Raw genomic sequence first — 26,927 nt, 5'->3', positions numbered from 1 at the left:
GCGGTGGTCAAGGAGCGATCTCGAACTCGGGCGGCTCCAGGCCCTTCACGCATCCGGTCTTCGGCTCGGCCGGGTTCTCGAAGAACGAGAGGGTGATCTCCTGGGCGCACTTCGACGTGGCGAACACCACGTGCGGCTCGTAGGGAATCGTGACGACCGTGGCCTTGCTCAGCGTGCGGGCGACGTACGGCCCGTTGTCCGCCCCGGTCTGCGCGTCGAACGCACCCGACAGGGCGAGGGTGGGGATGTCGCTGGTCGTGACGTCCCGGACGGAGCGCGTCGCCGCGGGAATGTTCCAGGCGTCGCAGTCAGGATGGAGGAAGGTGAGCAGCGGAGCCTGGGCCTGCACCGATCGAGGGAACGAGGGGAACTCCTTCTTGCCGCCCTGCAGCGCCGCATCCTTGCTCTCGAACGGCGTCCACTCGCTGCAGAAGACTCCGTAGGACAGACCGTGCGAAACCACTCCGATGCTCTTGGGGTTGGTCCTCCAGCCCGCCCACTGTCGGGCGATCCGCTGCGGATCGCCGTTCGCCAGCTCATCGAGCGCGATGGGTACGGTCTGTGCCGTGTGGGTGGCGGAGGTCAGCCAGTTCACCAGGGTTCCGCCGTCCAGCACGACCTTCACGGGCTTGTCGTTGCCCGGGAGCGTGACGGTGGTCGTGACCGGCTTCGCCTCCAAGTCGCTGACGAGCTTGGCGAAGGTGGCCGGCAGGTTCGGATAGCGCTCGTTGCAGGCCGGCTGGTCCGCGCATGCTTTGAACAGGCCGTCGACTCCCTGCCGGAAGCTGCTCCAGGTCGAGGCCGAACCGGACGTGGACGGCGGCAGTATGCCGTCGATGCCCACCGACCGCAGGCCCTCGGGGTGCAGGCGCATGGTGACCAGCGCCAGGTGGGTGCCGTACGAGATGCCGTACAGGTTCCACTGCTCGATGCCCAGCGCGGTGCGCAGGTCGGCGTAGTCGGCGGCGCTCTCGGTGTCGTTGTAGGCGCCGAGGTCCGTTCCGCGGCCGGCCAGCTTGTCGCGGCAGGCCTTCGTGGCCTCGACGTGCAGGCGTTCGGTGGACGGCGCGTCGTAGACGAGGCCGACCACGCGGGCGTTGAACTCGTCGATGTTGGGACACAGGAGATCCGGGTCGGCCGAGTACGTACCGCGCTGGGACATGAGGATCACGTCACGGTCACGGTTCAGGCCGCCGTCGACCGCCATCTTCGCCTCCCCCACGGCGTCGTCTCCGGGTCCGCCCGCGAGCCACACGATGGGGTCGGGTTTCGGTGTCCCGGCCAAGGCGGGCACGATCGCGACACCGAGGCTGATCGTTCTGCTGCTGGGTCGGGCACGGTTCTCGGGCACGGTGAGCGTGCCGCAGCGGGCCCCTTCGAGCTCCTCGATCGGTTCCGCCGTCTTCGGGCAGGGGCCCGGCTCGTAGCGGGCGTCGCCCACCGTCCGGGTGGTCGTGCCGATCGGCGCTCCGGTGCCGTCGTCGGCGTGGGAACGGGCCTGAGCGGGCGCTGTGAGCAGGCCGGCGACGAGGAGGCCCGTGGCGATGCCGGCCGGCGGGGCCAGGAGGCGTCGCGGGGTGCGGTGACGGCGGTGCGCTTGACGAGGTGTCATCTGCCCTCCACGCTACTTCGGGATGATCGTGAACGGTTCGGGCCTGAGGTCGTCCACACATCGGGTGTCGGGCGCGGTCGGGCGGGCGAAGAACGAGGCCAGCACGCTCTGCGCGCAATGCGACTGCGGGACCACCCAGTGGCCGATTCCGGGGACCTGAATGGCAGTCGAGCCGGACAGGTTACGGGCGACGTCCTTCGCCCAGCTCACTGCGGTCTTCACGTCGAACGTGCCGGAGATGACGAGCGCCGGTACGGAGCTGACCGTGGCCACCCGCTGGACGGACGCGCGATCCGGAACGTTCCAGATTCCGCATGCCGCGTACTGGAAGGGAAGTTGCGGCACCTGGGCCAGGACCGTGTCCGGCCATCCGGGGTAGGCCTCACGGCCCGCCTTCAGCACGTCGGCCTCCGAGTACCCCGGGGCCCACTCGCTGCACACCACAGAGTTCGTCAGGCCGTGGGCGAACGCGCCCACGTTCTGGACCGAGCCGGCCGCGCGGGCCTTCGCGAAGCGCTCCGGGTTTCCGTTGCTCAGTTCCGCGAGCGCCGCCGGGAGGTCCTTGGGACGGGGGTTGAAGGCGACGATCGCGTTCAGCAGCGCGCCCCCGTCGAGGACGACCTTGACCGGCTTGCCGCCGCTCGGCGGCGGGACGTTCAGTGTCAGGGGCTGCGCCTCCAGCTTGCGCACCTGCTCCGTCAGCGTCCCGGGGAGGTCCGGGTACCGGTCCTCGCAGGCGGGCTGCGCCGCGCAGGCCCCGAAGATGTTGTCGATCCCCTCGGCGGTGCTGCCCCATGTCCACGGCAGGGTCACGACCTGGGGAGGGGTGATCGAGTCGATCGCGAACGAGCGGATCCCCTCGGGGTGCAGGCGCAGGTACGTGAGGGCCAGGTTGCTGCCGTAGGAGTAGCCGTAGACGTTCCACTGCGGGATGCCCAGCGCCGTGCGCAGGTCGGCGAAGTCGGCGGCGTTCTCGGTGGTGTTGTAGGCACTCAGATCGGTGCCGTCGGCCGTCAGGCGGTCCCGGCAGTCCTTCACCGCTTTCAGGAAGCGCTGCTCTGCCTCCTGCGAGTCGTAGCCCAGGCCGACGGCCTGCGCGTTGAACCGGTCGACCTCCGGGCAGGCGAGGTTCGGCTGGTCGTAGAGGTTGCCGCGCTGAGCCATGATGATCAGCTCGCGGTCCTTGTTCAGGCCGGAGTCGATGAGGAACGGAATGTCGTCGAACGTGTCGGCTCCGGGGCCGCCCGCCATGAACACCACGGGGGCCTGCACGGGCTTCGCGGGGTTCACAGCCGGGATGACGGCCACGGCCAGCCTGATGGTCCGGCCGCCGGGGCGGGAGCGGTTCTCGGGGACCTCGAGGAAACCGCACCGTGCGTCGGTCAGCGCTTCGATCGGCTCGGGAGGCTTCGGGCAGGAGCCGGGCACGAACCGGGACGGGCTGGCCGGGTCGGGCTGCCCGGTGGGCTGGGCGGGTGCTGATGCGGCGCTGCCGGTGGTGGGGCCCAATGCCGCCAGACAGACCAGCGCCGCCGCGGCAGTCATCGCGGGAAGGGTGTGCTTTGGCATGAGATTCGTTCCTCTGCCGACATCGGCGGCGGCCCTGCCGGGCCAGGCCGCAGCGGTTTGAGGCGGAACGCACGGTTTCGACGCTACCGGGTGGCCCGTACGCCCGCCACGCGGCGCCGTCACCACCCGCGGGCCCACCGCCGCACGCCCCCACGTCCCTTGTGCGCGTCCTCGGACCTGCCGGTAGCGTTGAAGGTGCCTGCGTGCGACGGGGAACCCGGGGCGATCACGCGCTGAACGACCTGAACGACCCCTGTCCGACGGGAAGGTCCTGCGGGCAGGCGCTTCTAGGGAGCGTTCCGTCATGGCCGCACATGAGCCGCTCCGGTGGGACGAGCGGGACCGCTCGGCGGGGCCGTTGCCGCCGGGAGGGCTGCTCGATCTGCTCAGCGTGGCCGCCGTGGTGCTCGACACCCGGGGGCGCATCGTGTTCTGGAGCCCCCAGGCGGAGGAGGTCTTCGGCTACACCGCCAGGGAGGCGCTCGGCCAGTACGCGGCCATGCTGGTACGGGACGAGCACCGCGACCTGGTGACCAGGCTGTTCGCCGAGGTGATGAGCACCGGGACGAGCTGGGCGGGGGCGTTCCCGATCCGGCACAAGGACGGCAGCACGCGCCTGGTGGAGTTCCGCAACATGCGGCTGCTGGACGACCTCGGCGACGTCTACGCCCTGGGCATCGCAGCCGACCAGAGCACCCTGCAGCAGGTCGAGACCGACCTGGCACTGTCCCAGCGCCTGGTGGCGCAGGCTCCCATCGGCATCGCCCTCCTCGACACCGACCTGCGCTACCTGCTGGTCAACCCGGCCCTGGAACGCATCAACGGCGTCCCGGCCGCCGACCACATCGGCAAGCACCCCCGCGACCTCCTCACCTTCCTCGACGTGGACACCATCGAGTCGGCGCTGCGCCAAGTACTGCTCACCGGCACTCCGGTGGTCGACCAGTACACCGTCGGACGCACCCCGGCCGACCTGGAGCACGACCACGCCTGGTCGGTGTCGTACTTCCGCATCGAGGGCGCCGGCGGCCGCGTCATCGGCGTGGCGAACTCGGTGGTCGACGTCAGCGAACGCCACCAGGCCACCACCGCGGCGGACCGGGCCCGGCGCCGCCTGGCCGTGATCGCCCACGCCTCCGCCCGCGTCGGCACGACCCTGGAGGTGGAGCACACCGCGCGGGAGCTGGTCGACGTCGCCGTTCCCGACCTCGCGGACATCGCCACCGTCGACGTCCTCGACGACGTCCTGGCCTTCCGCCGGGCCGCACCGCCCCGGGAGCCGGGCCCGGAGATGTTCCGGGCGCTCGCCGTGGCGGCCGCCTACCCCACCCCCGCGGCCACCGCCGCACTGGCCGCCGGCGACCTCGCGACCTACGGAGCCGACCGGCTCATCACCCGCTGCGTGCACACCGGGGCACCCATCCTCGTCACCCACACCAGCGGCAGCGATCTCCAGCACATCGCCCGCGACGCCGCCACCGCGGCCGCCTTCGCCGAGGCCGGCGTGCACTCCTACCTCGCGGTGCCGCTGATCGCCCGCAACGAGGTCCTCGGCGTCCTCGACCTGCTGCGCGCGCGCAGCCCCCAGCCCTTCGACGAGGACGACGTCCTGCTCGCCGGCGAGCTGGCCGCCCGGGCCGCCATCGCCATCGACAACGCCCGCTGGCACCAGAGCGTCCGCAACACCGCCGAGACCCTCCAGCGCAGCCTCCTGCCCAGTCCCCCGCCTCCCCTCGCCGGGCTGACGATCGCCTCCCTCTACCAGCCGGCCCAGGCCACCCACGAGGTGGGAGGCGACTGGTACGACGTCATCCCCCTGGCACGCGACAGGACCGCCCTGGTGGTCGGCGACGTCATGGGCAACGGCATCGACGCCGCCGCCACCATGGGCCGCCTGCGCACCGCGACCTGCGCCTTCGCCGACCTCGACCTGACCCCCGAGGAGGTCCTCCACCACCTCGACAAGATCACCCAAGGGCTGGAGCACTACATCGCCACGTGCATCTACGCCGTCTACGACCCCCACGACCACACCTGCCGCATCGCCAACGCCGGGCACCTGCCGCCCGTCCTCGCCCCCGCCGACGGACCCCCGCGGCTGCTGGACCTGCCCACCGGCGCGCCGCTCGGCGTCGGCGGCGTCCCCTTCCACACCACCTCCTTCGACCTGGGCACGGGCGACCGGCTCGTCCTGTACACCGACGGTCTCGTCGAAACCCGCCGCCATCCCATCGACGACCGCCTGAACACCCTGCTGCGCACCCTGGAGGCGCCGCGGCGGCCGCTGGAGGAGACCTGCCACTGGCTCCTCGACTCGCTGCGTCACCCCGACGACCACGACGACGTCGCCCTGCTCATCGCCGAGGCCACGGCCACGCCCGCCCCCGGGCGTTCCGCCCCCGCCTGACGACGCGGAACTCGGCGTGGCGCGCGGTGGGTTGGGGCATGCTGGGAGTGCTCGCGCGCTCGACTTCGGTGGCAGGGGGCCGACCGGTGTTACGCATCCACTTCACGAGGGAGGACCTCGCCCGGACACGGGTGGCCGCGACGATCGGCGTCGCGGCGGAGGTCTACTACAGCCTGGAGCTGCTGAGGGACCAGCGGGAACTGCCCCACTTCCGCGCGTGGCGGTCGGCGGTCGCGGGCCGGATGGGAGCCGATACGCGCCCCCTGACGTCCCTGGTCCCGGTGCGCGGTCCCGGACTCGACCTGCTGGCCCTGATGGGCGACGTGCCCTCGCTGGACCACGCCGTGGACAACTTGCTGCGCGCCCCCGTGTCCCGGCTGCGACGCGAGTTCGAGGGTCTCGACTTCCACCCCGGACACCGGTCATGGGCCGGGCGGGTGGCCGAGGGCGACCGTGAGGCGCGCCGGGAGCTGGCCGGGGCCGTACGCGCCTGCCACCGGGTGACCGTGGAGCCGTACTGGCAGCGGGGACGGTCCGACCTGGTCGCGCTGTCCACCCGGTGCGCGGACCTGATGGTGGAGGGAGGCATCGATCTGCTGCTGCGTTCGATCGGCGCGCCCCTGGTGCGCTGGCGGCCGCCGGTGCTCGAAGCCCCCTACCCGCGCCGGGTCGAGGTGCGTCTCCAGGGGAGGGGCCTGATCATCACGCCCACGGTCTTCTCGAAGCGCCCGGTGAGCTTCCTGTGGGATCCGCTGGACACCGCCCAGCCGCCCCGGCTGACCGTACCGGCTCTACGCGGGCCGCTGGCCGGTGCGGGGCCGGCGGAGGCGGAGGGCGCCGCCGTGCGGGACCTGGGGCCCCTGCTCGGCCGCACCCGAGCGGCCGCGCTGCACGTGACGGCGCAGGGGTGCACGACGAGCGAACTGGCCCGCCGCCTCGGCGTCACGGCGGCGGCGGCCAGTCAGCACGCGACCGTGCTGCGGAACGCGGGCCTCATCACCACCAGCCGCCGGGGCGGGTCCGTGCTGCACCGCGTCACTCCGCTCGGTCTGGCCCTGCTGCGGACCGGAGCCCTGCCGGAAACGGGAAGCGCGGAGGGAGACGGGGAGGGAGACGGGGGCGGCGCGGCGCCCACTGTCCCGGCCCCCCTTTAAGCCGTGGCTTAAGGGCTGGGCCGCGGGCGGCCCGGCCGCCCAGGATGTGAAGCCGCAACCGGCTCATCGTCTCCTGGAGATCGCATGAAGACTCGTTTCGCCGCCGCCCTCGGTTCCGTCGCCCTGGCCGCGGGCATGCTGCTGGGCGCTCCCGCCGCCAGTGCGCAGACCACCGCCTACCCGACCACCACCGTCGACGTCCCCTACGGGGCGAGCTATATCCACGGCACCCTGACCTGGTACAACCGGTCGGTCGGATTCAACGGGACACTGCGGGCCGTCGGCTGCCGCAGGGCGTGGTTCGCCGCGTACGATGCCTCCGGCAACCAGTTCGATGCCAGGAGCACCAGTACCAAGTGCGACGTGACGTATCCCTTCAGCGTCTCGATCCCCGCGGACGCCCCCGGTGGGGCCGCGAGTGTCGTCGTCTGCTTGGACGACGCGAACGCCAAACCGCTCAAGTGCGTAAAGTACTACCGGCCCTGACCCCTCCGCACGCCGCGCGGGCGGTGGCCCGTGGGAGGAACACGTGGAGAAGGCGGAGCCCCCGCACGGGGACGCAGCGGGTCCGGGTGAGGGCGGGGATGCGCTGCGCGAGCACGGGTTCGCCCGCTACGGCGCGGAGCAGCTGGGCATCACCCTGACCGGCTCCGCCGCCCGGGACCTGGCCGGGATCCGGGAGGTCTGCGCGGCGCTGCCGCCCGACCCGTACGCACCGGGGACGAACCGGTTCCGGCGGTACTCCCATGCCGTGTACCTGCCCTGGAAGGACGAACTGTCCTGGATCCCCGGTACCCCGGACCCCGTCCACGGCACGGTCACCGACTTCTCCCAGGGCGAGGGCGACCCCGGGCGTCCGCGCACGCGGCGCGTGCTCCCCGACCTCCCCGGGGCGCTGCGCGGCAACGCCCTGCTGGTGCGGCTCCTGCGCTGGGACATCGAGCAGGTCCTGTCGCTGAGGGACCTGGGGCGCCGGCCACTGTGGGCCGGCGTCCACCTGATCAGGCTCGGCGTCGACCACCCGGGCCAGGTCGCCGTCTCGTCCCCGGACTGCCTGCACCAGGACGGCGGTTCGGCCAGTACGTTCACCTTCGCCCATCTGATCAGCCGTACCAACGTCACCGGCGGGCAGAACGTCATCGCGACACCGGGCAGCGCGGGTCTCCAGCCCGAGGACCCGTGGGCGGACGTCCACGCCGCTTTCACGCTCGCCGAGCCGCTGGACGGGTACGCCGTCCACGACCACAGGGTCAGCCATTACGTCGGCCCGGTCCGCGCGGCCTCGGGGGCGGGCCCGGGCGAACGGTCCGTCCTGATCGTCGGTCTCGCCCCGTACGTCCCCCAGCTGTGACACCGGTCCGGCTCCGCTGCGGAGCCGGACCGGTGTCACGCCGTCAGCGCTGGAGTGTCAGCAGACCCGGCCGGTAGGGCCACAGGCCGTAGTCGCCGCCGACGTTGGGGTTGCGTCCCTGGTAGAGGAACTGCAGGTTGCACGGGTCGACGGTGAAGGTCTGGTCGGCGCTGGTGCGGATCAGTTCGCCGTGGCTGATGTCGTTGGTCCAGGTGGCGCCGCTGTTGGCCTTTCCGGCGAAGGGGTTGCTCTCGGTGGCGGCCTGGGGGGTCCACGTACCGCTCAGGCTGGAGGCCGTGAACGAGCGGAAGTAGCGGCCGCCGGCCCCCTTCGCCTCCACGATCATGAGGTACTGGTTCTGGCCCTGGACCTTGTAGACCTGCGGCGCCTCGAACAGGTTGTTCTCCGAGTCGCTCATGACCGTCGTGTACGAGGAGCCGAAGTTGCCCGGGAAGTTCCCGATCGGCATGCTCGCCCGGTAGATCTTGCCGTTGTCACCGGCGAAGAACAGGTACATGTTCTGGCCGTCCGCGATCAGGGTCTGGTCGATCGGGCCCGTGGGCGAGTCGGGAAGGCTGCCGGTGAACAGCGGCTGCGGCGCGGACCAGCCGTTGGGGTTGGCGGGGTCGCTGGACGTGCGGTAGATGAAGGGCCACGAGCCCCACTGGTAGGCCAGTACCCAGATGTTCTTCGGCGCGAAGTAGAAGAGCGTGGGCGCGACGGTGGACGTCGACATCGTGTTCTGGCTGGCCGAGGCCATCTCCGACCAGTTGGTGAACAGGCCGAAGTTCATCGAGCCCCAGTTCTTGCCCGTGTCGTGCGTGGTCGCGTAGACGAGGTGTCGGCCGTTGTAGGGGGCGACGGTGAAGTCCTTCAGCGAGGCCCACCCCGCCTTCGGCTGCGCCAGCGGGCCCGTCGACGTCCAGCGGTACGTGGAGGGGAGGGCGCAGGTGCCGGGGCTGCCGCCGCCGACCCGGACGAGCTGCCACTGCTGGTTGGTGCCGCCCCAGTCGTCGTACTGGACGACGTTCGCGTTGTCGGCGGTGGAGCCGCCTTGTACTTCCAGGGCCTTGTTGCTGTGGCGCGCGATGAGCCTGACATGGCCGTCGGGGCTCTCGGCCAGCCGCCACTGCTGGTTGGCGGCGTTCAGGTCCGTCCACTGGACGATCGGGGCGCCGTTCGCGGTGGACCCGTTCTGGACGTCGAGCACCTTGCCGGAGTGGCGGGACTTGATGCGGTAGTAACCGCCGCCGGAGTCGACGAACTGCCACTGCTGCTGGTTCTGGTCGTTCCTGGTCCACTGGGTGATGCGGGCGCCGTCGCCGGTCGCCAGGTTGTAGACGTCCAGGGCCTTGCCGCTGTTGCGGTTGACCAGCACGTACGAGGCGTTGGGGTCGATGGTCGTCGCGGCGCCGGCGGGCTGGACACCGAGGAAGGCGGCCAGGAGCAGCAGGGGCGTGAGGACGGCGAGCAGGCGTCGCCTCAGATCGACCGGGGACGGATGGCGAAACCACATGGGAAGAGCTCCTTCGCAGGTCAGGGACGGGAGGGGCGGGAAGGCGCCCGCCGGGATGTTAGCGCTAACAAACTCGCGCGCGGGTGTGCGGTCACATGTTTCACGGAGTCTCCTCGGGAGGGGGCAGGTCACACCCGACGCGTCAGCCCTTGGTGGCGCCTGCGGTGAGGCCGCCGATCAACTGCCGCTCGGCGACGGCGTAGAAGGCGAGGGCGGGGACCATGGCGAGCACGATGTAGGCGAGGACGAGCGCGTAGTCGGTCGAGTACTGGCCCTGGAACTGCTGGACTCCGACGGGGACCGTCTGCCAGGTCGGGCCGTTGAACACCAGCAGCGGCAGGAGGAAGTTGTTCCAGCTCGCGACGATCGCCAGCACCGACACCGTGCCGAGCGCCGGACGGGCCATCGGCAGCAGGATCTTCCAGAAGAAGCGGAGCTTGCCGCAGCCGTCCATGATGGCCGCCTCCTCGACCTCGGCCGGGATGGTCCGGAAGAAGCCGCGCAGGATGATGATCGTCATGGGGAGCCCGAAGGCCGCCTGCGGGAGGATCACCCCGAGCGGGTTGTCCAGCAGTTCGACGTCGCGCAGCAGCAGGAACAGCGGCAGGACGGCCACGGCGAACGGGAACATGAGCCCGATCGTGAACAGCGTGTAGAACAACTCCCGGCCGCGGAAGGCGTAGCGGGCCAGTACGAACGCCGCCATCGCGGACACCGCCACCGTGCAGCAGGTCGTACCGATCGCGATGCCCGCGCTGTTGGCGATCTGCCGCCAGAACATTCCGTCGCCGAGGATGGCGGTGTAGTTGCCGGTCTTCCAGTGCTCCGGCAGCCCGAACGGGTTGGTGGTCAGCTCGCCGGTGCTCTTGAACCCGGACAGCACGGCGTAGACCAGTGGCACGGCGACGAACGCGCCGATCAACCAGATGACGGCGTGCAGGGACAGGCCGCGTGCGGTCCTGCGGGCGTTCATCGGCCGCCTCCCGAGGTGATGGCCCCGCTCAGGTCGCGGCGGAGCACGTAGCGCTGGTAGAAGAGGGAGAAGACCAGGCTGATCAGGAACAGCACGACGCTGATCGCGCTGGCGTAGCCGACCTGGTAGCGCTTGAACCCGTACTGGAAGATCGAGACGGCCATCGTCTCGGAGGAGTGGTTGGGTCCGCCCGCGGTCATGACCCAGACGAGGTCGAAGAGTTGGATGGCCCCGATGACCGAGAGGAAGGCGCTGATCCTGATCGTCGGGCCGAGCAGCGGCAGCGTCACGTTCCGGAAGCGCTGCCAGGCGCCGGCGCCGTCGATGGAGGCGGCTTCGAGGATCTCGCCCGGGATGCCCTGCAGACCGGCGAGGAAGAGCATCATGTGGAACCCGAAGTACTTCCACGTCATGACCACGAACAGGGTCGGCATGACCGTCGACGGGTCGGCGAGCCACCTGCCCTGCAGCCCCTCCAGGCCGAGCGCGCCGGCGAGGTGGTCGGCCATGCCGGCGTCGGGCAGGAAGATCATCGTGAAGAGGACCGCCGTGACCACCTCGGACAGGATGTACGGCGCGAAGAACAGCATCCGGTAGACGGCCCGGCCGCGCAGCCGCTGGTTGAGCAGGACCGCGGTGAACAGCGCGAAGGGCAACTGCACCGTGAGCGACAGGGCGATCAGGTACAGCCCGCGGCCCAGATCACCGAGGAAGACCTCGTCGTCGAAGAGCTTGGTGTAGTTGCCGAAGCCGACGAAGTCGTCCATGGGGCCGACGCCGCCCCACTTGAAGAAACCGGTGTAGACGGCGACCGCGATCGGGGCGAGGACGAAGACGAGGAAGAGGGCCAGGGCCGGGAGGAGGAACCACGCGACCGACGCCCAGTCCCCCCACCGGCGCAGGAGCGAACGCCTCGGGGCGGGCGGGTGCACCGGCTGGGCGTCCCGCGTGCGCTCCTCGGCCGGGTCCTCGGCCGGGTCCTTGGTCGGGGTGGCCACGGGGCTAGGCACCCTTCGCAGCCTCGGTGATCGACGCGGTGACCTGCTCGGGCGTCTTCTTGCCCGCGATGAGGTCCGCGACGCTGTCGTTGACCTCCTGGCCCACCGCGGGCGGGTAGGCCTGGTCGAGGAAGAGCTGGAAGCCCGTCGCCTTGACCAGACTTTCGGCGACCGCCTTCCTGTTGGGCTCCGTGAGCTGGCTCTCGGCACCCTTGACCACCGGCAGGTAGCCGTTGGAGGCCAGCAGCTTGGACTCGTTCTCCAGCACGAAGAACTTCAGGAACTCCAGCGCCTCCTTCGGCGCGCCCTTGCGCAGCGCGAAACCGTTTCCCCCGCCGAACACCTCGGTGACCTGGCCGACGCCGCCCTCGACCGTCGGGAAGGGGAAGAAGCCCAGGTCCGCTCCGAGGTCCGCGCCCGCGTCCTTCTGCACCGACGGCGCCCACTGCCCCATCAGCTCCATGGCGGCTTTGCCGTTGCCCATGGTCGCGGCCTGGCCGCCGGGGGTGGAGTAGCCGGCGCCGAGGAACCCCGTCTGGAACGGCTGGAGGTCGACCAGCTCCCTGAGGTGGACGCCGGCCCGGACGAAGCCGGCGCCGGTGAAGTCCTTGGTTTTCGCCGCCTCTTGCAGCGCGGGAAGTCCTGCGACGCGCATGGCGAGGTAGGCCCAGTAGTAGTGGCCCGGCCATTTCTCCTTGCCCGCGAGGGCGATCGGGGTGAGGCCGGCCGCCTTGAGCTTCCTGACGGCGTCGAGGAACGCGGTCCAGGTGGCCGGCGGAGCGGTGATCCCGGCCTGGGCGAAGAGTTTCTTGTTGTACCAGAAGCCGACCATGCCGACGTCGTAGGGCACCGCGTACGTCCGGCCCTCGAACTGATAGGCCTCCAGCGAGACGGGGGTGAGCTCGGACGACCAGCCGAGCAGGTCGGTGAGGTCCTCCACCAGCCCCGCGTCGACCTGCTGCCGCAGCACGCCGCCGCCCCAGGTCTGGAAGACGTCGGGAAGCCGGCCCGAGGAAGTGGTCGCGGTGAGCTTGGACTTGAACGCCTCGTTCTCCAACGACGTCGTCTTGATGGCGACGTTCGGGTGGGCGTCCGTGAACGCCGAGGAGATCTGCGGGAAGAGGGACTTGCCCGGTTCCGTGGTGGCAATGTTCCACCAGGCGAAGCTCACCTTGCCGTCGGCGGCCGGGCCCGCGCCGGAGTCGCCGCCGCCGCAGGCCGCGGTCAGCGAGACGGACAGGACGGTCAGGCCCGAGAGCGCCAGGAAGCTACGTCGGCTCGGGGGTGTGCTGGGCATGGAACCTCCGGGGTGGGGGATGCCGGTTCGACCTCGAAAACATTTCGTAACCTTCTCGGATCGAGTGCTGCCACAAACTAGGAACGCCCGGCCCGCCGGTCAAGCCTTCTTACCGAATTTCCTTGCACAGCAGCCCTCTTGAGGCTTGACAACCAGGTTGCGCCGACCGGAAACTCTTCGAAAGTTTGCGATATGTGTCGCCCGGCCCACGGTGTAGGCGCAGAGGAGAGAAGTTGAGCGAGCAGCGTCCGACCCTGGCCCTCATCGCCGCGGAGGCGGGGGTGTCCCAGGCCACCGTGTCCAAGGTGATCAACGGCCGCTCCGATGTCGCACCCGCGACGCGCGAACGCATCGAGGGCCTGCTGCGCTCCCGCAACTACCTCCACCCCGGCCGGCAGGGCAGGGCGCGCAGGTCGGGCCTGGTCGACCTGATCATCGGCGGTCTGGACAGTGCGTGGGCGGTGGAGATCCTGCGCGGCGTCGAGGCCGAGTGCGCCCAGCGCAGCGTCGGCACCGTCGTATCGCTCGTCCCGCCGGGCGAGGCCACGCCGTCGAGCTGGGCCGCACTGCCCGTCCTGCACCACAGCGACGGCGTCATCCTCGTCACCGCCTCGGTCACCCAGGCCCAGCGCGCCCAGGTCGAACAGGCCGGGGTGGCGCTGGTCGTCATCGACCCGATCGACCTGCCGGGCAACGGGGTGCCGAGCATCGGCGCGACCAACTGGGCGGGCGGCCTCGCCGCCACCGAGCACCTGCTGGGGCTGGGGCACCGCCGGATCGCCACCATCGGCGGGCGCAAGGAGATGCTGTGCAGCCAGGCCCGCATCGACGGGTACCGTGCCGCGCTGGAGCGGGCCGGGATCGAGGTCGACCGCGACCTGATCCGGTTCGGCGACTTCCAGCACGAGGGCGGCTTCCGGTGCGCCCGGGAACTGCTCGCCCTCCCCGAGCCGCCGACCGCCATTTTCGCGGGCAGCGACCAGCAGGCGATGGGCGTCTACGAAGCCGCACGGCAGGCCGGGCTGAGCATCCCGCAGGACCTCAGCGTGGTCGGCTTCGACGACCTGCCGATGTGCGAATGGCTGTCACCGCCGCTGACGACCGTGCGCCAGCCCCTGGAGGAGATGGGCCGGCTCGCCGCCCGCACGCTGTTCCAGCTCCTGGACGGCCCGCCCCTGGTCAGCCCCCGGATGGAGCTCTCGACCGAGCTCAAGGTCCGGCTCTCCACCGCCCCGCCCCCCGCCCCGCCCCGTCTCTAGGAGAACTCCTTGACCGAGCCCTGGCGCGACCCCCTCCTGCCCGTGTCCGTACGAGTCGCCGATCTGCTGGAACGGATGACGCTGGAGGAGAAGGCGGGCCAGCTCGCCGGCTTCTGGGCGCTCCCCTCGGAAACGGGCGCCCCGGTGGCGCCCATGGAGGACGACTCCGGCGAGTCCGCGCCGGGCCTGGACGACATCGTCGCTAACGGGCTCGGCCAGCTCACCCGGGTGTACGGCACCGCGCCGATCACCGCCGAAGCCGGGATGCGGCGCCTCGCCTCGCTCCAGCGGCAGGTGACCGGAGCCGGCCGGTTCGGGATCCCGGCGCTCGCCCACGAGGAGTGCCTGACCGGCTTCATGACCTTCGGGGCGACGGTCTTCCCCGGGCCGCTGGCCTGGGGCGCCTCCTTCGATCCCGGCCTCGTGCGCGAGATGGCCGGCGCCATCGGCGCGGCGATGCGGCGGGTCGGCGTCCACCAGGGGCTCGCTCCGGTGCTCGACGTGGTCCGCGACTACCGGTGGGGCAGGACCGAGGAATGCATCGGCGAGGACCCCTATCTCGTCGGAGCCATCGGCAGCGCCTACGTACAGGGCCTGGAGGGCGCCGGAATCGTGGCGACGCTCAAGCACTTCGCCGGGTACTCGGCCTCGCGCGGCGGCCGGAACATGGCCCCCGTCGCCTCGGGACCGCGCGAGTTCGCCGATGTGCTCGTCGAGCCCTTCGTACGGGCCCTGCGCGAGGGCGGCGCCCGCTCGGTGATGAACAGTTACACCGACGTCGACGGGGTGCCGGTGGCCGCCGACGAACGGCTGCTGACCGGATTGCTCAGGGACGAGCTCGGTTTCGGCGGTGTGGTCGTCGCCGACTACTACGCCGTCTCCTTCCTGGAGACCCGGCACGGTGTCGCCGGCTCGCGCGGCGCGGCCGGCGCGCTCGCGCTGACCGCCGGCATCGACGTCGAACTGCCCACGGCCCGCTGCTACGGGGAGCCTCTGCTCGACCTCGTACGGTCGGGAGGCGTGTCCGAGGAGCTCATCGACCGGGCCGCGGAACGGGTCCTGCTCCAGAAGGCCGGACTCGGGCTGCTCGACCCCGGCTGGGAACCCGTCACGCCCGAGCCGGTCGACCTCGATCCGCCGGAGAACCGGGCCCTGGCCGGACTCCTGGCCGAACGGTCCACCGTACTGCTCGCCAACGACGGCATCCTGCCGCTGCGCCCGTGCCGGGTGGCGGTCAGCGGACCCTACGCCGACGACCCCCGGTCCTTCCTCGGCTGCTACTCCTTCCCCAACCACGTCGCGCTGCCCGGGGACCTCGGGCTGGGGATACCGACGCTCGGCGAGGCGCTCACCGCCGCCGGATTCACCGTCACCGACACCGCCACCGCCACCGCCACCGCCACCGCCACCGCCACCGCCACCGCCACCGCCACCGACGACGATCCGGACGTGCACGTGTTGGTGCTCGGGGACCGGGCGGGCATGTTCGGCCGGGGCACCTCCGGCGAGGGCTGCGACGCCGAGACCCTCGACCTGCCCGGCGACCAGGCCGCACTGGCCTCCGCCGTGCTGGACTCCGGGGTGCCGACCGTCCTGGTCCTCGTCTCCGGACGGCCCTACGCGCTCGGCACGCTGGCGGAGCGCGCCTCCGCCGTGGTGCAGGCCTTCTTCCCCGGCGAGGAGGGCGGGACGGCGCTGGCCCGGATCATCAGCGGCGCCGCGGAACCCTCCGGGCGGCTGCCCGTCTCCATCCCCCGTCAGGCCGGCGGCCAGCCCGGCACCTACCTTCACGCCCGGCTCGGCGGGCGCACCGACTGGAGCTCGGCGGACCCGACGCCGCTGTTCCCCTTCGGACACGGGCTGAGCTGGACCAGCTTCACGTACTCGGAGCTCTCGGTGGACCCCGTCGCCGCGACGGACGGGGCCGTCGCGGTCTCGGTCACCGTACGCAACGTGGGCGAGGTGGCCGGGACCGAGGTCGTCCAGCTGTACCTCTCGGACCCGGTGGCGTCCGTGGTACGGCCGCTGCGGTGGCTCGCCGGATTCGCCAGGGTCGAGCTGCGGCCGGGCGCGGCCGCCCGCATCACCTTCCGCGTCCACGCCGACCGGACCTCCTTCACGGGGCTGGACCTGCGCAGAAGAGTGGAGCCCGGGGAGATCGGCGTGGCCGTCGGGCGGTCCAGCGGAGACCTTCCGCTCCAGGGCTCCTTCACCCTGGAGGGTCCCGTACGTCATCCGGGCGCCGACCGGGTGCTGTCCGTGCCGGTCGAGATCGTCCCGGTGCCGTGAACGGCTTCTGCGGTGATCCCGTGCTGCCCGGGTTCCGGCCCGATCCGTCCGTCTGCCGGGTGGGAGCGGACTACTACCTGGTGACGTCAAGTTTTGAATGGTTCCCGGGCCTTCCCGTGTTCCACAGCCGCGATCTCGTGAACTGGCGGCGCATCGGCTCCGCGCTCGACCGGCCCTCCCAGCTCGACCTCGACGGGTGCGCGCCCTCGCGAGGTCTGTTCGCACCGACGATCCGGCACCATGACGGGGTTTTCCACCTCGTCTGCACGCTGATGGACGGCCCCGGCCACTTCGTCGTCACGGCGACCGACCCGGCGGGTCCGTGGTCGCAGCCGCACTGGCTGGAGGGCGAGGGCTTCGACCCGTCGCTGTTCTTCGACGACGGGACGGGCGATCGGGCGGGCGCCGGCGACGGCCGGGCCTGGTTCACCGCCGCCCGCGTGCTGGACGAGGCCGCCGGGCGCACCGAGATCTGGATGCGCGAGTACCTACCCCGAGAGCGACGGCTCACCGGGCCCGAGCACGTCCTGTGGTCGGGAAGCCACCCGGGCGCCCGATGGTCGGAGGCCCCGCACCTGTACAAGGTCGACGGCACCTACCTCCTGCTCACCGCGGAGGGCGGCACCGATGTGGACCACACCGTGGTGGCTGCCCGCGCCGACCGCGTGAGCGGCCCGTACGTGGGCGCCCCCGGCAACCCGGTGCTCCCACCCGCCCAGGGCCCGGTCACCTGCACCGGGCACGCCGACCTCGTGCAGACCCCGCACGGCGACTGGCGGGCCGTCCTCCTGGGCGTGCGCCCCGGTTCCGCCCTCGGCCGCGAGACCTTCCTCGGCCGGATCACCTGGGACGACGGCTGGCCGGTCTTCTCCCCCGTCGCTCACACCGCTCAACGCCGGCCCGTCCACGACGACTTCGCCACCCTCTGCCCCGACTGGAACACACTACGCACCCCCCGCACGCGGTTCTGGACCACCGGCGACGGGCTGCGCCTGCGGCTCCGTCCCGAACGCCTCGGTGCACGCACGGCCCCGTCCCTCCTGGTCCGCCCCCAGGAACAGCCCGACTGCGACGTGTCCACCGAATTGCACTTCACTCCCGCCGCACCGGAGGAAGAGGCGGGCCTCGCCGTGCTCCTCGACGACGACGCCCATCTCCTCTTCCTCCGCACCACGGAAGGACTCAGCCTGCGCCACGGATCCGAGGTCCTGGCCGGCGTCCCCGTCCCCCCGGGCCCCGTCCGTCTGGGGGTCCGCATCCGCGGTTTCAGCCACACCTTCGCCCACGCGGGCCCCGACGGCGTCTGGCAGGACCTAACCACCGTCGAAGCCACCTTCCTGACCCCGCTGTTCACCAGCGTGCAGCTCGGTCTCTACGCCTCCTCCAACGGCCGCCCCTCCACCCGGCACGCCCGCTTCACGTGGTTCGACATCAGGTACCCGAGCAAGGAGGAGGCGGCTGGACAACAGCGTGGATGACGTTCACCGTCGTCGTCGAGGCACGGCACGGCGGCCACCTCACCGCGCCCACCGGTCAGGCCGGCGCGGGCACATCGGGGGCGGACTCGCGCACGGTCAGGCGGGTCGGGAGGATCAACGGGGTGGGGCGGTGTCCTTCTATGGCGCTGACCAGCATCCTGGCCATCTCCTGCCCCAGCGCCCGCACCGGCTGATGGACCGTGGTCAGCGGTGGGCTGGTGTGCCGGGCGCTCGCCAGGTCGTTGAAGCCGATCACCGCGACGTCCTCGGGCACGCGCAGCCCGCGTTCCCGCAAGGTGCGCAGAGCGCCGATGGCCATGGCGTCGGAGGCCGCGAACACCGCGTCGAGGCCGGGGTGTGCCCGCAGCAGCCGCTCCATCGCCTCGGCGCCGCCGTCCTCGGTGAACTGCCCGGGCTCGACCCCGAGCAGCGTCAGGCCGGACAACAGCAGCCCCTCGTTGAAGCCCTGCTCCCGCGCGACGGAGGCCCTGGCGTCCACCTGTCCGGTGATCATGACGGGCCGTCGGCGGTCCGTGCGCGCGAAGTGCTCGGCGGCGAGGCGGGCACCGCCCCGGTTGTCGGCGTCGACGTACCACGTGGGCTCGCCGACGAGCGGGAGTCCGCCGAAGACGACGGGGAGGTCGACTTGCTCGCCCAGGCGGGCCAGCGGATCGTCGCCGCGCAGTGCCATCAGCATGACCCCGTCGGCCCGCCGGGAGCGCAGCAACCGCTCGAACCGCTCGCGGCCGCGCGGGGTGTTGGCCAGCAGAAGGATCAGTTCCAGATCGGTCTGCTCCAGCGCCGCACTGACGCCGACGATGATCTCCGCGAAGAACGGGTCCGCGAAGAGCCCCGGCTCGTCGCTGGAGAGCGCCAGCACCACCGCTCCGACCCGGCGGGTCGCCAGGGCCTGGGCGGACGGGTTGGGCACGAAATCCAGCTCGCGCACGGCTCGTTGGACCGCCTCGCGCTTGGCGCGGCTGACGTGCGGGGCGTTGTTGATCACTCGGGAGGCCGCCGTGCGCGACACACCGGCTCGTGCGGCCACCTCGTCGAGCGTGGGCATGCGCTTGGGTGACGGCTCCATGGACAGGCTGCTCCTCGGGCTCACGCGGGGCGACGGACGGCGAACGGCGAACGGCGAACGGGCGGCCATGATTTCATGCGCCGTCCCGACTTCGGGCCCGTGCGCGGAGGCTTCCCTTGGCCTGGATCCGGTAGCGCTTCCAACCTATCGCGTCATACCGGCCGTTGTGGGTGCTGCCGCGTTCAACCTCTTGACACACCCTGGCGGCGGACCCAATCATCCCATCAGCGCGGTCCGACGCACCGTCAAAACTGGAAGCGCTTCCACTTCCCCATCCATCGGAGGAAGAACCATGCGCAAGTCCGTCCGAGCCGCATCCGCCCTGCTGGCCGCCGTCCTCGTCGGCGGCCTCGGCGTGATCAACGCCAGCCCGGCGTACGCCGCCGACCCGACCACGATGACCAGCGGTTTCTACGCCGATCCCGACAACTCCGCCCTGCGGTGGGCCAACGCCAACCCGGGGGACGGGCGGGCGGCCGCGATCCGGACGTCCATCGCCAACACCCCGGCAGCCCGCTGGTTCGGCAACTGGAGCGGCGACATCGGAGCGGCCGCCGGCGCCTACGTCGGCCGCGCGGACTCCGTCGACAAGCTCCCGATCCTGGTCGCCTACAACATCCCCAACCGTGACATCTGCGCCGGCCACTCCGGCGGCGGCGCCGGGAGCCGCGCCGCGTACGACGCCTGGATCGCCGCCTTCGCCAGTGGCATCGGCAGCCGTCCGGCCGTCGTCGTCCTCGAACCCGACGCGCTCGGCCACGAAAGCTGTATGACGTCCGGCCAGATCGCCGAGCGCAACGCCATGCTGAAGAACGCCATCGCCCAGTTCAAGGCGAAGGCACCCAACACCTGGGTCTACCTCGACGCCGGGAACCCCGGCTGGGTCGGCGCCTCGACCATGGCACACCAGCTCGCCGCCGCCGGTGTCGGCGGGGCGCACGGCTTCTCGCTGAACGTCTCCAACTACTTCACCACCGACCAGAACACCTCCTACGGCAACGCGGTCAACTCGGCGCTGGCCTCCTCCTACGGTTACACCAAGCCGTTCGTCGTCGACACCAGCCGCAACGGCAACGGCTCCAACGGCCAGTGGTGCAACCCCGCCGGCCGCCGGATCGGTACGCCCAGCCAGCGCGGCGGCGGCGCCGAGATGCTGCTGTGGATCAAGATCCCCGGCGAGTCGGACGGCAACTGCGGTGTGGGTGCTGGCTCTTCGGCGGGCCAGTTCCTGCCGGAGGTCGCCTACAAGATGGTCTACGGCTACTGAGCCCTGCCCCCGCCGAAGACAGCCCGGCCGGTCGGGCCGCGGCGCCGGGCCGCCGACCCCCACGCGGCCCGACGCCGGGACCCGCGCCCCCGAACCCCCTACCGAAGGAACCCCGTGCGCATCCCCCTGCACCGATGGGCCCTGGCAGCGAGCGCACTGACGCTGCTCCTCGGCGCCGCCGCCCCCTCCCCCGCCGCCGCGGCGACGGGCCCGGCGCCGGACTCCCACACGCTCCCCACGAACACCCGCTTCTTCGTCGATCCCGACGGCGACGCGGCCCGCCAGGCCGTCACCGACCTCCTCCACGGAGACTTCGCGGGCGCCACGTCCATGGCCAAGCTGGCCAGTTGGCCGGAGGCCGCCTGGTTCACCGACGGCACCCCGGCGCAGGTCGAATCCCGCGTACGCGACCTCGTACGCCGCGCCGAGCGAACCCGGACGGTGCCCGTCCTGGTGGCCTACAACATCCCGCTGCGGGACTGCTCCCAGTACTCCTCCGGCGGTGCGCAGTCCGACGCCGAGTACCAGGCCTGGATCAGCGCCTTCGCCCGGGGGATCGGCCGCAGCAAGGCCGTCGTCGTCCTCGAACCGGACGGGCTGGCCAACCTTCCCTCCGACTGCGGTCCCGACAGCGACCCCACCGGCGCGATCACCACCGGACGCTTCGCCGACCTGAACCACGCGATCGACGTACTGGGACGACAGCCGAACAGCGTCGTCTACCTGGACGCCGGCAACAGCCACTGGCGCAGCGTCGGCGACATCGCGCAACGCCTGCTCCAGGCCGGCGTCACCCGTACCCAGGGCTTCTCGCTGAACGTGTCGAACTATCTGGCCACCGATCTGTCCACCCACTACGGCAGCTGGGTCTCCCAGTGCCTGTGGTTCGCCACCGAGGGCCCGGACTGGGCCAGGGGCCACCCCGACTGGTGCGCGAGCCAGTACTACTCCCCCGCGGCACCGAACGACGGGCAGCCGGGCAACTCCGTGAACGTGGACGACCCGTCCACCTGGCACTGGACCGACCAGTGGTTCGAGCAGAACGTCGGCAGCCCGCCCGCACAGGAGCTCACCCACTTCGTCGTCGACACCAGCCGCAACGGCAGGGGCGCCTGGACCCCGCCGCCGGGCAAGTACAGCGGCGACCCGCAGACCTGGTGCAACGCCCCCGGCCGCGGCATAGGCGACCGGCCGACCGCGAACACCCGCGTCCCGCTCGTCGACGCCTACCTGTGGATCAAAACCGTCGGCCAGTCCGACGGCCAGTGCAACCGCGGCATCCCGGGCGGCACCATCGACCCGGAGTACGGCATCGTCGACCCCGCGGCCGGCGTGTGGTGGCCGGACCAGGCCAAGTCCCTCGTCCGCAACGCCCACCCGGCCCTGGAGTTCAGCACGGTCCTGCGCTGACCGCGTACGGAGAGGCGGCCGGAGCGAAATACACGCCCTCCTCTTTCTTGAGCGATCCCCGTCGAAATACTTTCGATGGGGTCGCTTTATGCTGAGGGGCCTATAAAGAGCCCAAGGGGCCCTGGATTTTCGAAATGCTTTCGAAACCCTTGACTTGTTTCGGCGGGGTTTCCAGACTGAGGTCTGACGTGGTGTCACGTCTTCGTCCGGGTGCCGGGTGTCGGCCGCCTTGGATCTGTACGCCCTCGCGATGAGCGTCCTTCGTCACGGGACGCGGGCGTCGTTCACACGGATTCACGCTGACCGCGCTCCCGTCCTTCCCCGCATTTCCGTCCTGGAGGCTCTTTCATGGGCTCACATGCCATTCCCCCACGCACCGTCCGCCGACTGATCGGCGGTCTTCGTACGGCCCTGCTCGTCGGCGTCCTCGGTTCGGCCGCCGTAATGGTGGCTCCACCCGCCTCGCACGCCGCCGAGAGCACGCTCGGCGCCGCGGCGGCGCAGAGCGGCCGCTACTTCGGCACCGCCATCGCCTCGGGCAGGCTGGGCGACGCGGCGTACACGTCGATCGCCGGCCGCGAGTTCAACTCGGTGACGCCCGAGAACGAGATGAAGATCGACGCCACCGAACCGCAGCAGGGCCAGTTCAACTTCGCCGCCGGTGACCGCGTCCACAACTGGGCGGTACAGAACGGCAAGCAGGTACGCGGCCACACCCTGGCCTGGCACTCCCAGCAGCCCGGCTGGATGCAGAGCCTCAGCGGCGGCGCGCTGCGCCAGGCGATGACCAACCACATCAACGGCGTGATGGCCCACTACAAGGGCAAGGTGGTCCAGTGGGACGTCGTGAACGAGGCCTTCGCGGACGGCAGTTCGGGAGCCAGGCGCGACTCCAACCTGCAACGCACCGGCAATGACTGGATCGAGGTCGCCTTCCGCACCGCGCGCGCCGCCGACCCGGCCGCCAAGCTCTGCTACAACGACTACAACGTGGAGAACTGGACCTGGGCCAAGACCCAGGCCATGTACGCCATGGTCCGGGACTTCAAGCAGCGCGGTGTGCCGATCGACTGCGTCGGCTTCCAGTCACACTTCAACAACGACAGCCCGTACAACAGCAACTTCCGCACCACCCTGCAGAACTTCGCCGCGCTCGGCGTCGACGTGGCCGTCACCGAACTCGACATCCAGGGTGCCGCGGCGGCGACCTACGCCAACGTGACCAACGACTGCCTGGCCGTCCCGCGCTGCCTCGGCATCACCGTCTGGGGTGTGCGCGACACCGATTCCTGGCGCTCGGAGCAGTCACCGCTGCTGTTCGACGGCAACGGCAACAAGAAGCCGGCCTACGCCTCCGTGCTCAACGCGCTCAACTCCGGCTCGCCCGGGACCGGCTCCGGACAGATCAAGGGCGTCGGGTCGGGCCGCTGCCTGGACGTGCCCGGCGCCAGCACCACCGACGGCACCCAGCTGAACCTGTGGGACTGCAACAACCGCACCAACCAGCAGTGGTCGTACACCGCCGCGGGCGAGCTCAGGGTCTACGGCAACAAGTGCCTGGACGCCGCCGGCACCGGAAACGGCGCCAAGGTCCAGATCTACAGCTGCTGGGGCGGCGACAACCAGAAATGGCGCCTCAACTCCGACGGATCCATCGTAGGAGTCCAGTCCGGCCTCTGCCTCGACGCCGCCGGCAACGGCACGGCCAACGGCACCCTGATCCAGCTCTACTCCTGCTCGGCCGGCAGCAACCAGCGGTGGACCCGGACGTAACCTCTCGCGGGGAACGGGGGGCCGCAGCCGGTCACACTGCCGTCGGACGGCAGCGGCTGCGGCAGCCACCCGCCTCAGGCGCCCCGTCCGTGAGGGGGGTTGCCGTAGTAGGCGTCCGGTCCGTGCTTACGGGTGAAGTGCCGCTCCAGCAGATGCCTCGGCGGTTCGGAGGCGTCCCCGAGGCGGGACCCCAGCGCCAGCGTGTGCAGCGCCATCTCCGCCACGGCCTCGCAGACGATGGCGTTCTCCAGCGCGGCCTTCGCGGTCGGGCCCCAGGTGAAGGGGCCGTGCCGTGAGACGAGCGCTCCGGGGACCTCTTCCGCCCGGCGGGGATCGCCGTCGAGCCGGGCGACGATCACCTGCCCGGTGTTGTACTCGTAGTCCTTCGCGCACTGCTCGGCGCTGAGGTCCGCCGTCACGGGGACGGGCCCGTTGAAGGTGTCGGCGTGCGTCGTCCCGAGCACGGGGATCGGACAGCGCGCCTGGGCGAAGGCGACGGCGTGCGTCGAGTGCGTGTGGGTCACGCCGCCGATGGAGGGGAAGGCCCGGTAGAGGCACCGGTGCGTTTCGGTGTCGGTGGACGGCCTGAGGTGCCCGTCGACGACCCGCCCGTCCTCCAGTGCCACCGTCACCAGGTCCTCCTCGGTGAGGTCGGCGTAGGAGACCCCCGACGGCTTGATGACGAAGACTCCGGCGTCCCGGTCCACCGCGCTGACGTTCCCCCAGGTGAGGGTGGCCAGACCGGCCTGCGGGATGCGCAGGTTGGCCGCGAGGACCTCGCGCCGGAGGTCCTTGAGGGGGGTCTTGCTCACTACGCTCTCACCGTCTCTCCGGCATGCGCGGCGGCTGCTCCGGTGCCGGCGTCCGGCAGGACCCGCGGTCGCGCATGAGTGGGCTGGACTGATCGGGGGCCGTACCGGGCCGGGCATCGTGGCTGCGCTGCCGGGCGGCCTCCGATCGAATTGTGAACGCTAACAACCATCGATCTCAAGAGGTACGAGAAGATTCCTCCCCCCAACATGCCGTGAGCGCTGCATAATGTGAACGCCAACATCGACAGCCGGCCGAGCATCGCCCGATCGGTCCGGCACGTGTGCGGGCCCCGGCCGGTTCGGTACCTTGAGGGAAGGCCGCTCGATGAGGAAAGGAAGAGAGTTGACCCAGCTCCCAGACGTCTCGCGAGCGCCCACGATGACGGACGTCGCACGTGTCGCCGGCGTGTCCCACCAGACCGTTTCGCGGGTGCTCAGCGACCACCCGAACGTCAGCGCCAAGACCCGGGCCGCGGTGACGCAGGTCATCGAGCAGCTGGGGTACCGCCGCAACTCGGCAGCCCGGGCCCTGGCCACCCGCCGGACCCACACGCTGGGCGTCATCGCCGTGAACACCACCCTGCACGGGCCCGCCAGCACCGTGGCGGGCGTGCAGGAGGCGGCGCGGGACCGCGGGTACCTGACGTCCGCCGTCACCCTGCGGACCGCCACGCAGACGGCCCTCGCCGAGGCCATGCAGCACCTCGCGGGCTGGGGCGTGGAGGGGATCGTCGCCGTCACCCCCCAGCGCGACGCGGTGCGGGCCCTGGCGTCCTTGGAGGCCCCGTGCCCGGTGGTCACCGTGGAAGGCGGCCACACGCTGGACCTGCCGGGGGTGTCGCTGGACCAGAACCTCGGCGCCCGCATGATCACCGAACATCTCCTCGCGTCGGGCCACGCCACCGTGTGGCACGTCGCGGGCCCAGCCGACTGGCTGGAGAGCGAGGCGCGCACGCAGGGGTGGCAGGACGCGCTCCGGGAGGCCGGCGCCGAGGTGCCGCCCCCGCTGCGCGGCGATTGGAGCCCGCTGTCGGGATACCAGGCCGGGCAGCAGCTCGCGGGACGGGTCCGGGCGTCGCGGGGGCGCGGACCGGGCCTCACCGCGGTGTTCGTCGCCAACGACCAGATGGCCCTCGGTGTCCTGCGGGCCCTGCGGGAGGCGGGCCTGCGCACGCCGGAGGACGTGGCGGTCGCCGGCTTCGACGACATCCCCGAGGCGGAGTTCTTCCCGCCGCCGCTGACGACGATCCGTCAGGACTTCGCCTCGATCGGCCGCGACAGCATCGGGCTGCTCCTGGACCACATCGAGGGCCGCACCGCGGAGTCGACGCACCTGGTGGTGGCGCCCGAGCTCATCGTGCGCGCCAGTACGGCCCGTAGGAGCGCTCCCTCCGGGGCCTGACGCCCGCCTCCCCGGCGGTATGCCTGCCCCGGCACCCACGACACGTCGTACGGGAGGGGGCGGCGGGCACGAAAGCCGCCGCCCGCCACCCCGGCGGTTCCGGGGGGCGGGCGGGTACGGCCGGGCAGCGGCGCTCTCAGGCGGGGGCCGCGGTGAAGCTGTGGATCGTGGTGGACCGGTACAGCTCGCCCGGGCGCAGGACGACCGTCGGGTAGCCGGGGCGGTTCGGAGAGTCCGGGAAGTGCTGGGTCTCCAGCGCCACCCCCGCGTAGGCACGGTACGGCCTGCCCCCCTTGCCCGTGATGTCACCGGTCAGGCCCTGGGCGGTGTAGACCTGGATGCCCGGCTCCGTGGTGCGCACCTCCATACGGCGTCCGGACGCGGGGGCGTACAGCACGGCGGCCATGCGGGGAGTGGCTCGCGGGGCGCCGTCGAGGACCCAGTTGTGGTCGAAGCCGCCGCCCGCGAGGGCCAGTTGTGCGTCCGCGTGGGTCAGGACCTCGCCGAGCCGCCGCGGCCTGCGCAGGTCGAACGGCGTGCCGCTGACCGCGCGGTGGGGGCCGTCGGGGATCAGCTCGGCGTCCACGGGGGTGTAGAGGGGGGCCGCCACCTGGAGGTGGTGGGACAGGACGTCCCCGCGCCCCTCCCCTTCGAGGTTCCAGTAGGTGTGGTGGGTGAGGTTGACGACCGTCGGCGCGTCGGCGACCGCCTGGTAGGACAGGGTCAGGTTGTCGTCCCGGTCCAGCGTGTAGGTGACGCGGACGTTCAGGGCGCCGGGGAAGCCCTGGTCACCGTCCGGGCTGTGCAGGTACAGGCGGACACCGGTGCGGTGTGCGGAGTGGAAGGGTTCGCACCGCCACACGCGCTGGTCGAACCCGTCGGGACCGCCGTGCAGCGTGTGCCCGGTCTCCTGGGTGGCGAGCCGGTGGGTGACGCCGTCGACGACGAGCCGGCCGCCGGCGATGCGGTTGGCGTAACGGCCCACCGTCGCGCCGAAGTAGCGTGCGGAGCCCTGGACGGCCGCGGGGTCGCGGGCGGCGAGCACCACATCGGCCGTGTGGCCCCAGCGGTCCGGCAGGAGCAGGGAGTGGAGGCGGGCGCCGCGCGTGTGGACCTCCGCGCGGGCCCGCCCGGGGAAGCCGAAACGCCACCTCTCCCCCGTTCCCTCGTCGGCCAGGCGCAGGGGACGGTCCGCCCGGGGACCGGGGGCGCTCTGGCCGGGCTCAGCGGCCTGGTGGGTGGTTTCACCTGCGGGGTCCATTGCGCGGTCCAA

20 protein-coding genes are annotated in these 26,927 nt (G+C 71.3%); 11 read left to right on the top strand and 9 right to left on the bottom strand.

What is annotated here, in order from left to right; translation table 11 throughout:
* Nucleotides 1-7: 7 nt before the first annotated feature.
* Both ACF059_RS13480 and ACF059_RS13475 read right to left on the bottom strand, forming a co-directional pair.
* Nucleotides 8-1,612 carry an alpha/beta fold hydrolase gene (locus ACF059_RS13480; RefSeq protein ID WP_392055670.1) on the bottom strand — a complete coding sequence of 535 codons (1,605 nt, stop codon included), beginning with the start codon at nucleotides 1,610-1,612 and terminating at the stop codon, nucleotides 8-10.
* Nucleotides 1,613-1,624: 12 nt separating this feature from the next.
* A complete protein-coding gene (locus ACF059_RS13475) occupies nucleotides 1,625-3,181 on the bottom strand; it encodes an alpha/beta fold hydrolase (RefSeq protein WP_392055667.1) in 1,557 nt (518 codons plus the stop codon).
* Between the two features lie 304 nt (nucleotides 3,182-3,485).
* Here ACF059_RS13475 and ACF059_RS13470 point away from each other — a divergent pair, with 304 nt between their 5' ends.
* The 4 genes from ACF059_RS13470 to ACF059_RS13455 all read left to right on the top strand — a co-directional run bounded on the left by ACF059_RS13470 (nucleotide 3,486) and on the right by ACF059_RS13455 (nucleotide 8,093).
* Nucleotides 3,486-5,588, top strand: a complete 2,103-nt coding sequence (locus ACF059_RS13470) for a SpoIIE family protein phosphatase (protein ID WP_392055664.1) — start codon at nucleotides 3,486-3,488, stop codon at nucleotides 5,586-5,588.
* Nucleotides 5,589-5,674: 86 nt separating this feature from the next.
* Nucleotides 5,675-6,742 carry an ArsR/SmtB family transcription factor gene (locus tag ACF059_RS13465; RefSeq protein WP_392055661.1) on the top strand — a complete coding sequence of 356 codons (1,068 nt, stop codon included), beginning with the start codon at nucleotides 5,675-5,677 and terminating at the stop codon, nucleotides 6,740-6,742.
* A gap of 84 nt (nucleotides 6,743-6,826) precedes the next feature.
* Nucleotides 6,827-7,228, top strand: a complete 402-nt coding sequence (locus tag ACF059_RS13460) for a hypothetical protein (RefSeq protein ID WP_392055658.1) — start codon at nucleotides 6,827-6,829, stop codon at nucleotides 7,226-7,228.
* 43 nt (nucleotides 7,229-7,271) lie between these two features.
* Nucleotides 7,272-8,093, top strand: coding sequence for a 2OG-Fe dioxygenase family protein (locus tag ACF059_RS13455; RefSeq protein WP_392055655.1), 822 nt, complete (start codon nucleotides 7,272-7,274; stop codon nucleotides 8,091-8,093).
* Nucleotides 8,094-8,136: 43 nt separating this feature from the next.
* Here ACF059_RS13455 and ACF059_RS13450 read toward each other — a convergent pair whose 3' ends face one another.
* The 4 genes from ACF059_RS13450 to ACF059_RS13435 all read right to left on the bottom strand — a co-directional run bounded on the left by ACF059_RS13450 (nucleotide 8,137) and on the right by ACF059_RS13435 (nucleotide 12,877).
* On the bottom strand, nucleotides 8,137-9,609 hold the full coding sequence (locus ACF059_RS13450; protein WP_392055652.1) for a non-reducing end alpha-L-arabinofuranosidase family hydrolase: 1,473 nt from the start codon (nucleotides 9,607-9,609) through the stop codon (nucleotides 8,137-8,139).
* Between the two features lie 142 nt (nucleotides 9,610-9,751).
* The gene (locus ACF059_RS13445; RefSeq protein WP_392055649.1) at nucleotides 9,752-10,582 is read right to left on the bottom strand and encodes a carbohydrate ABC transporter permease; all 831 of its coding nucleotides are present in this window, start codon (nucleotides 10,580-10,582) and stop codon (nucleotides 9,752-9,754) included.
* A complete protein-coding gene (locus ACF059_RS13440; protein WP_392055646.1) occupies nucleotides 10,579-11,580 on the bottom strand; it encodes a carbohydrate ABC transporter permease in 1,002 nt (333 codons plus the stop codon). The genes ACF059_RS13445 and ACF059_RS13440 overlap by 4 nt, the downstream gene beginning before the upstream one ends.
* Before the next feature lie 4 nt (nucleotides 11,581-11,584).
* Nucleotides 11,585-12,877 (bottom strand): extracellular solute-binding protein, encoded by a 1,293-nt coding sequence (locus ACF059_RS13435; RefSeq protein ID WP_392055643.1) that lies wholly within the window; start codon nucleotides 12,875-12,877, stop codon nucleotides 11,585-11,587.
* 233 nt (nucleotides 12,878-13,110) lie between these two features.
* Between ACF059_RS13435 and ACF059_RS13430 the strand changes: the two genes are divergently transcribed.
* From ACF059_RS13430 to ACF059_RS13420, 3 genes are read left to right on the top strand one after another with little or no spacing between them, the layout of a single operon-like run.
* Complete coding sequence (locus tag ACF059_RS13430) at nucleotides 13,111-14,136, top strand: LacI family DNA-binding transcriptional regulator (RefSeq protein WP_392055640.1); 1,026 nt, start codon at nucleotides 13,111-13,113, stop codon at nucleotides 14,134-14,136.
* A 9-nt stretch (nucleotides 14,137-14,145) separates the two neighbouring features.
* The gene (locus ACF059_RS13425) at nucleotides 14,146-16,425 is read left to right on the top strand and encodes a glycoside hydrolase family 3 N-terminal domain-containing protein (RefSeq protein ID WP_392055637.1); all 2,280 of its coding nucleotides are present in this window, start codon (nucleotides 14,146-14,148) and stop codon (nucleotides 16,423-16,425) included.
* Between the two features lie 20 nt (nucleotides 16,426-16,445).
* On the top strand, nucleotides 16,446-17,903 hold the full coding sequence (locus tag ACF059_RS13420; protein ID WP_392055634.1) for a family 43 glycosylhydrolase: 1,458 nt from the start codon (nucleotides 16,446-16,448) through the stop codon (nucleotides 17,901-17,903).
* A 55-nt stretch (nucleotides 17,904-17,958) separates the two neighbouring features.
* Here ACF059_RS13420 and ACF059_RS13415 read toward each other — a convergent pair whose 3' ends face one another.
* On the bottom strand, nucleotides 17,959-18,990 hold the full coding sequence (locus ACF059_RS13415; RefSeq protein ID WP_392055631.1) for a LacI family DNA-binding transcriptional regulator: 1,032 nt from the start codon (nucleotides 18,988-18,990) through the stop codon (nucleotides 17,959-17,961).
* 292 nt (nucleotides 18,991-19,282) lie between these two features.
* Here ACF059_RS13415 and ACF059_RS13410 point away from each other — a divergent pair, with 292 nt between their 5' ends.
* The 3 genes from ACF059_RS13410 (at nucleotide 19,283) to ACF059_RS13400 (ending at nucleotide 23,440) form a co-directional block, all read left to right on the top strand.
* Nucleotides 19,283-20,257: a glycoside hydrolase family 6 protein gene (locus ACF059_RS13410; protein WP_392055628.1), complete on the top strand. Its 975-nt coding sequence runs from the start codon at nucleotides 19,283-19,285 to the stop codon at nucleotides 20,255-20,257.
* Nucleotides 20,258-20,371: 114 nt separating this feature from the next.
* Nucleotides 20,372-21,667 carry a glycoside hydrolase family 6 protein gene (locus ACF059_RS13405; protein ID WP_392055624.1) on the top strand — a complete coding sequence of 432 codons (1,296 nt, stop codon included), beginning with the start codon at nucleotides 20,372-20,374 and terminating at the stop codon, nucleotides 21,665-21,667.
* Nucleotides 21,668-22,015: 348 nt separating this feature from the next.
* Entirely contained in the window at nucleotides 22,016-23,440 is a 1,425-nt protein-coding gene (locus ACF059_RS13400; protein ID WP_392055622.1) for an endo-1,4-beta-xylanase, read from the top strand.
* 74 nt (nucleotides 23,441-23,514) lie between these two features.
* Here ACF059_RS13400 and araD read toward each other — a convergent pair whose 3' ends face one another.
* Nucleotides 23,515-24,252 (bottom strand): L-ribulose-5-phosphate 4-epimerase AraD, encoded by a 738-nt coding sequence (gene araD / locus ACF059_RS13395; protein WP_392055620.1) that lies wholly within the window; start codon nucleotides 24,250-24,252, stop codon nucleotides 23,515-23,517.
* 325 nt (nucleotides 24,253-24,577) lie between these two features.
* Between araD and ACF059_RS13390 the strand changes: the two genes are divergently transcribed.
* Nucleotides 24,578-25,654, top strand: a complete 1,077-nt coding sequence (locus tag ACF059_RS13390; protein ID WP_392055617.1) for a LacI family DNA-binding transcriptional regulator — start codon at nucleotides 24,578-24,580, stop codon at nucleotides 25,652-25,654.
* Nucleotides 25,655-25,790: 136 nt separating this feature from the next.
* On the opposite strand, the gene ACF059_RS13385 is transcribed toward ACF059_RS13390, so the two are convergent.
* Nucleotides 25,791-26,915 carry an aldose epimerase family protein gene (locus tag ACF059_RS13385; RefSeq protein WP_392055614.1) on the bottom strand — a complete coding sequence of 375 codons (1,125 nt, stop codon included), beginning with the start codon at nucleotides 26,913-26,915 and terminating at the stop codon, nucleotides 25,791-25,793.
* Nucleotides 26,916-26,927 lie beyond the last annotated feature (12 nt).

Origin of the sequence: Streptomyces sp. NPDC016562, from assembly GCF_043076955.1 — a bacterium.
Lineage (GTDB): Bacteria > Actinomycetota > Actinomycetes > Streptomycetales > Streptomycetaceae > Streptomyces.
The sequence above is the reverse complement of the archived record's forward strand: the minus strand, read 5'-3'. Positions and strand labels throughout refer to the sequence as shown.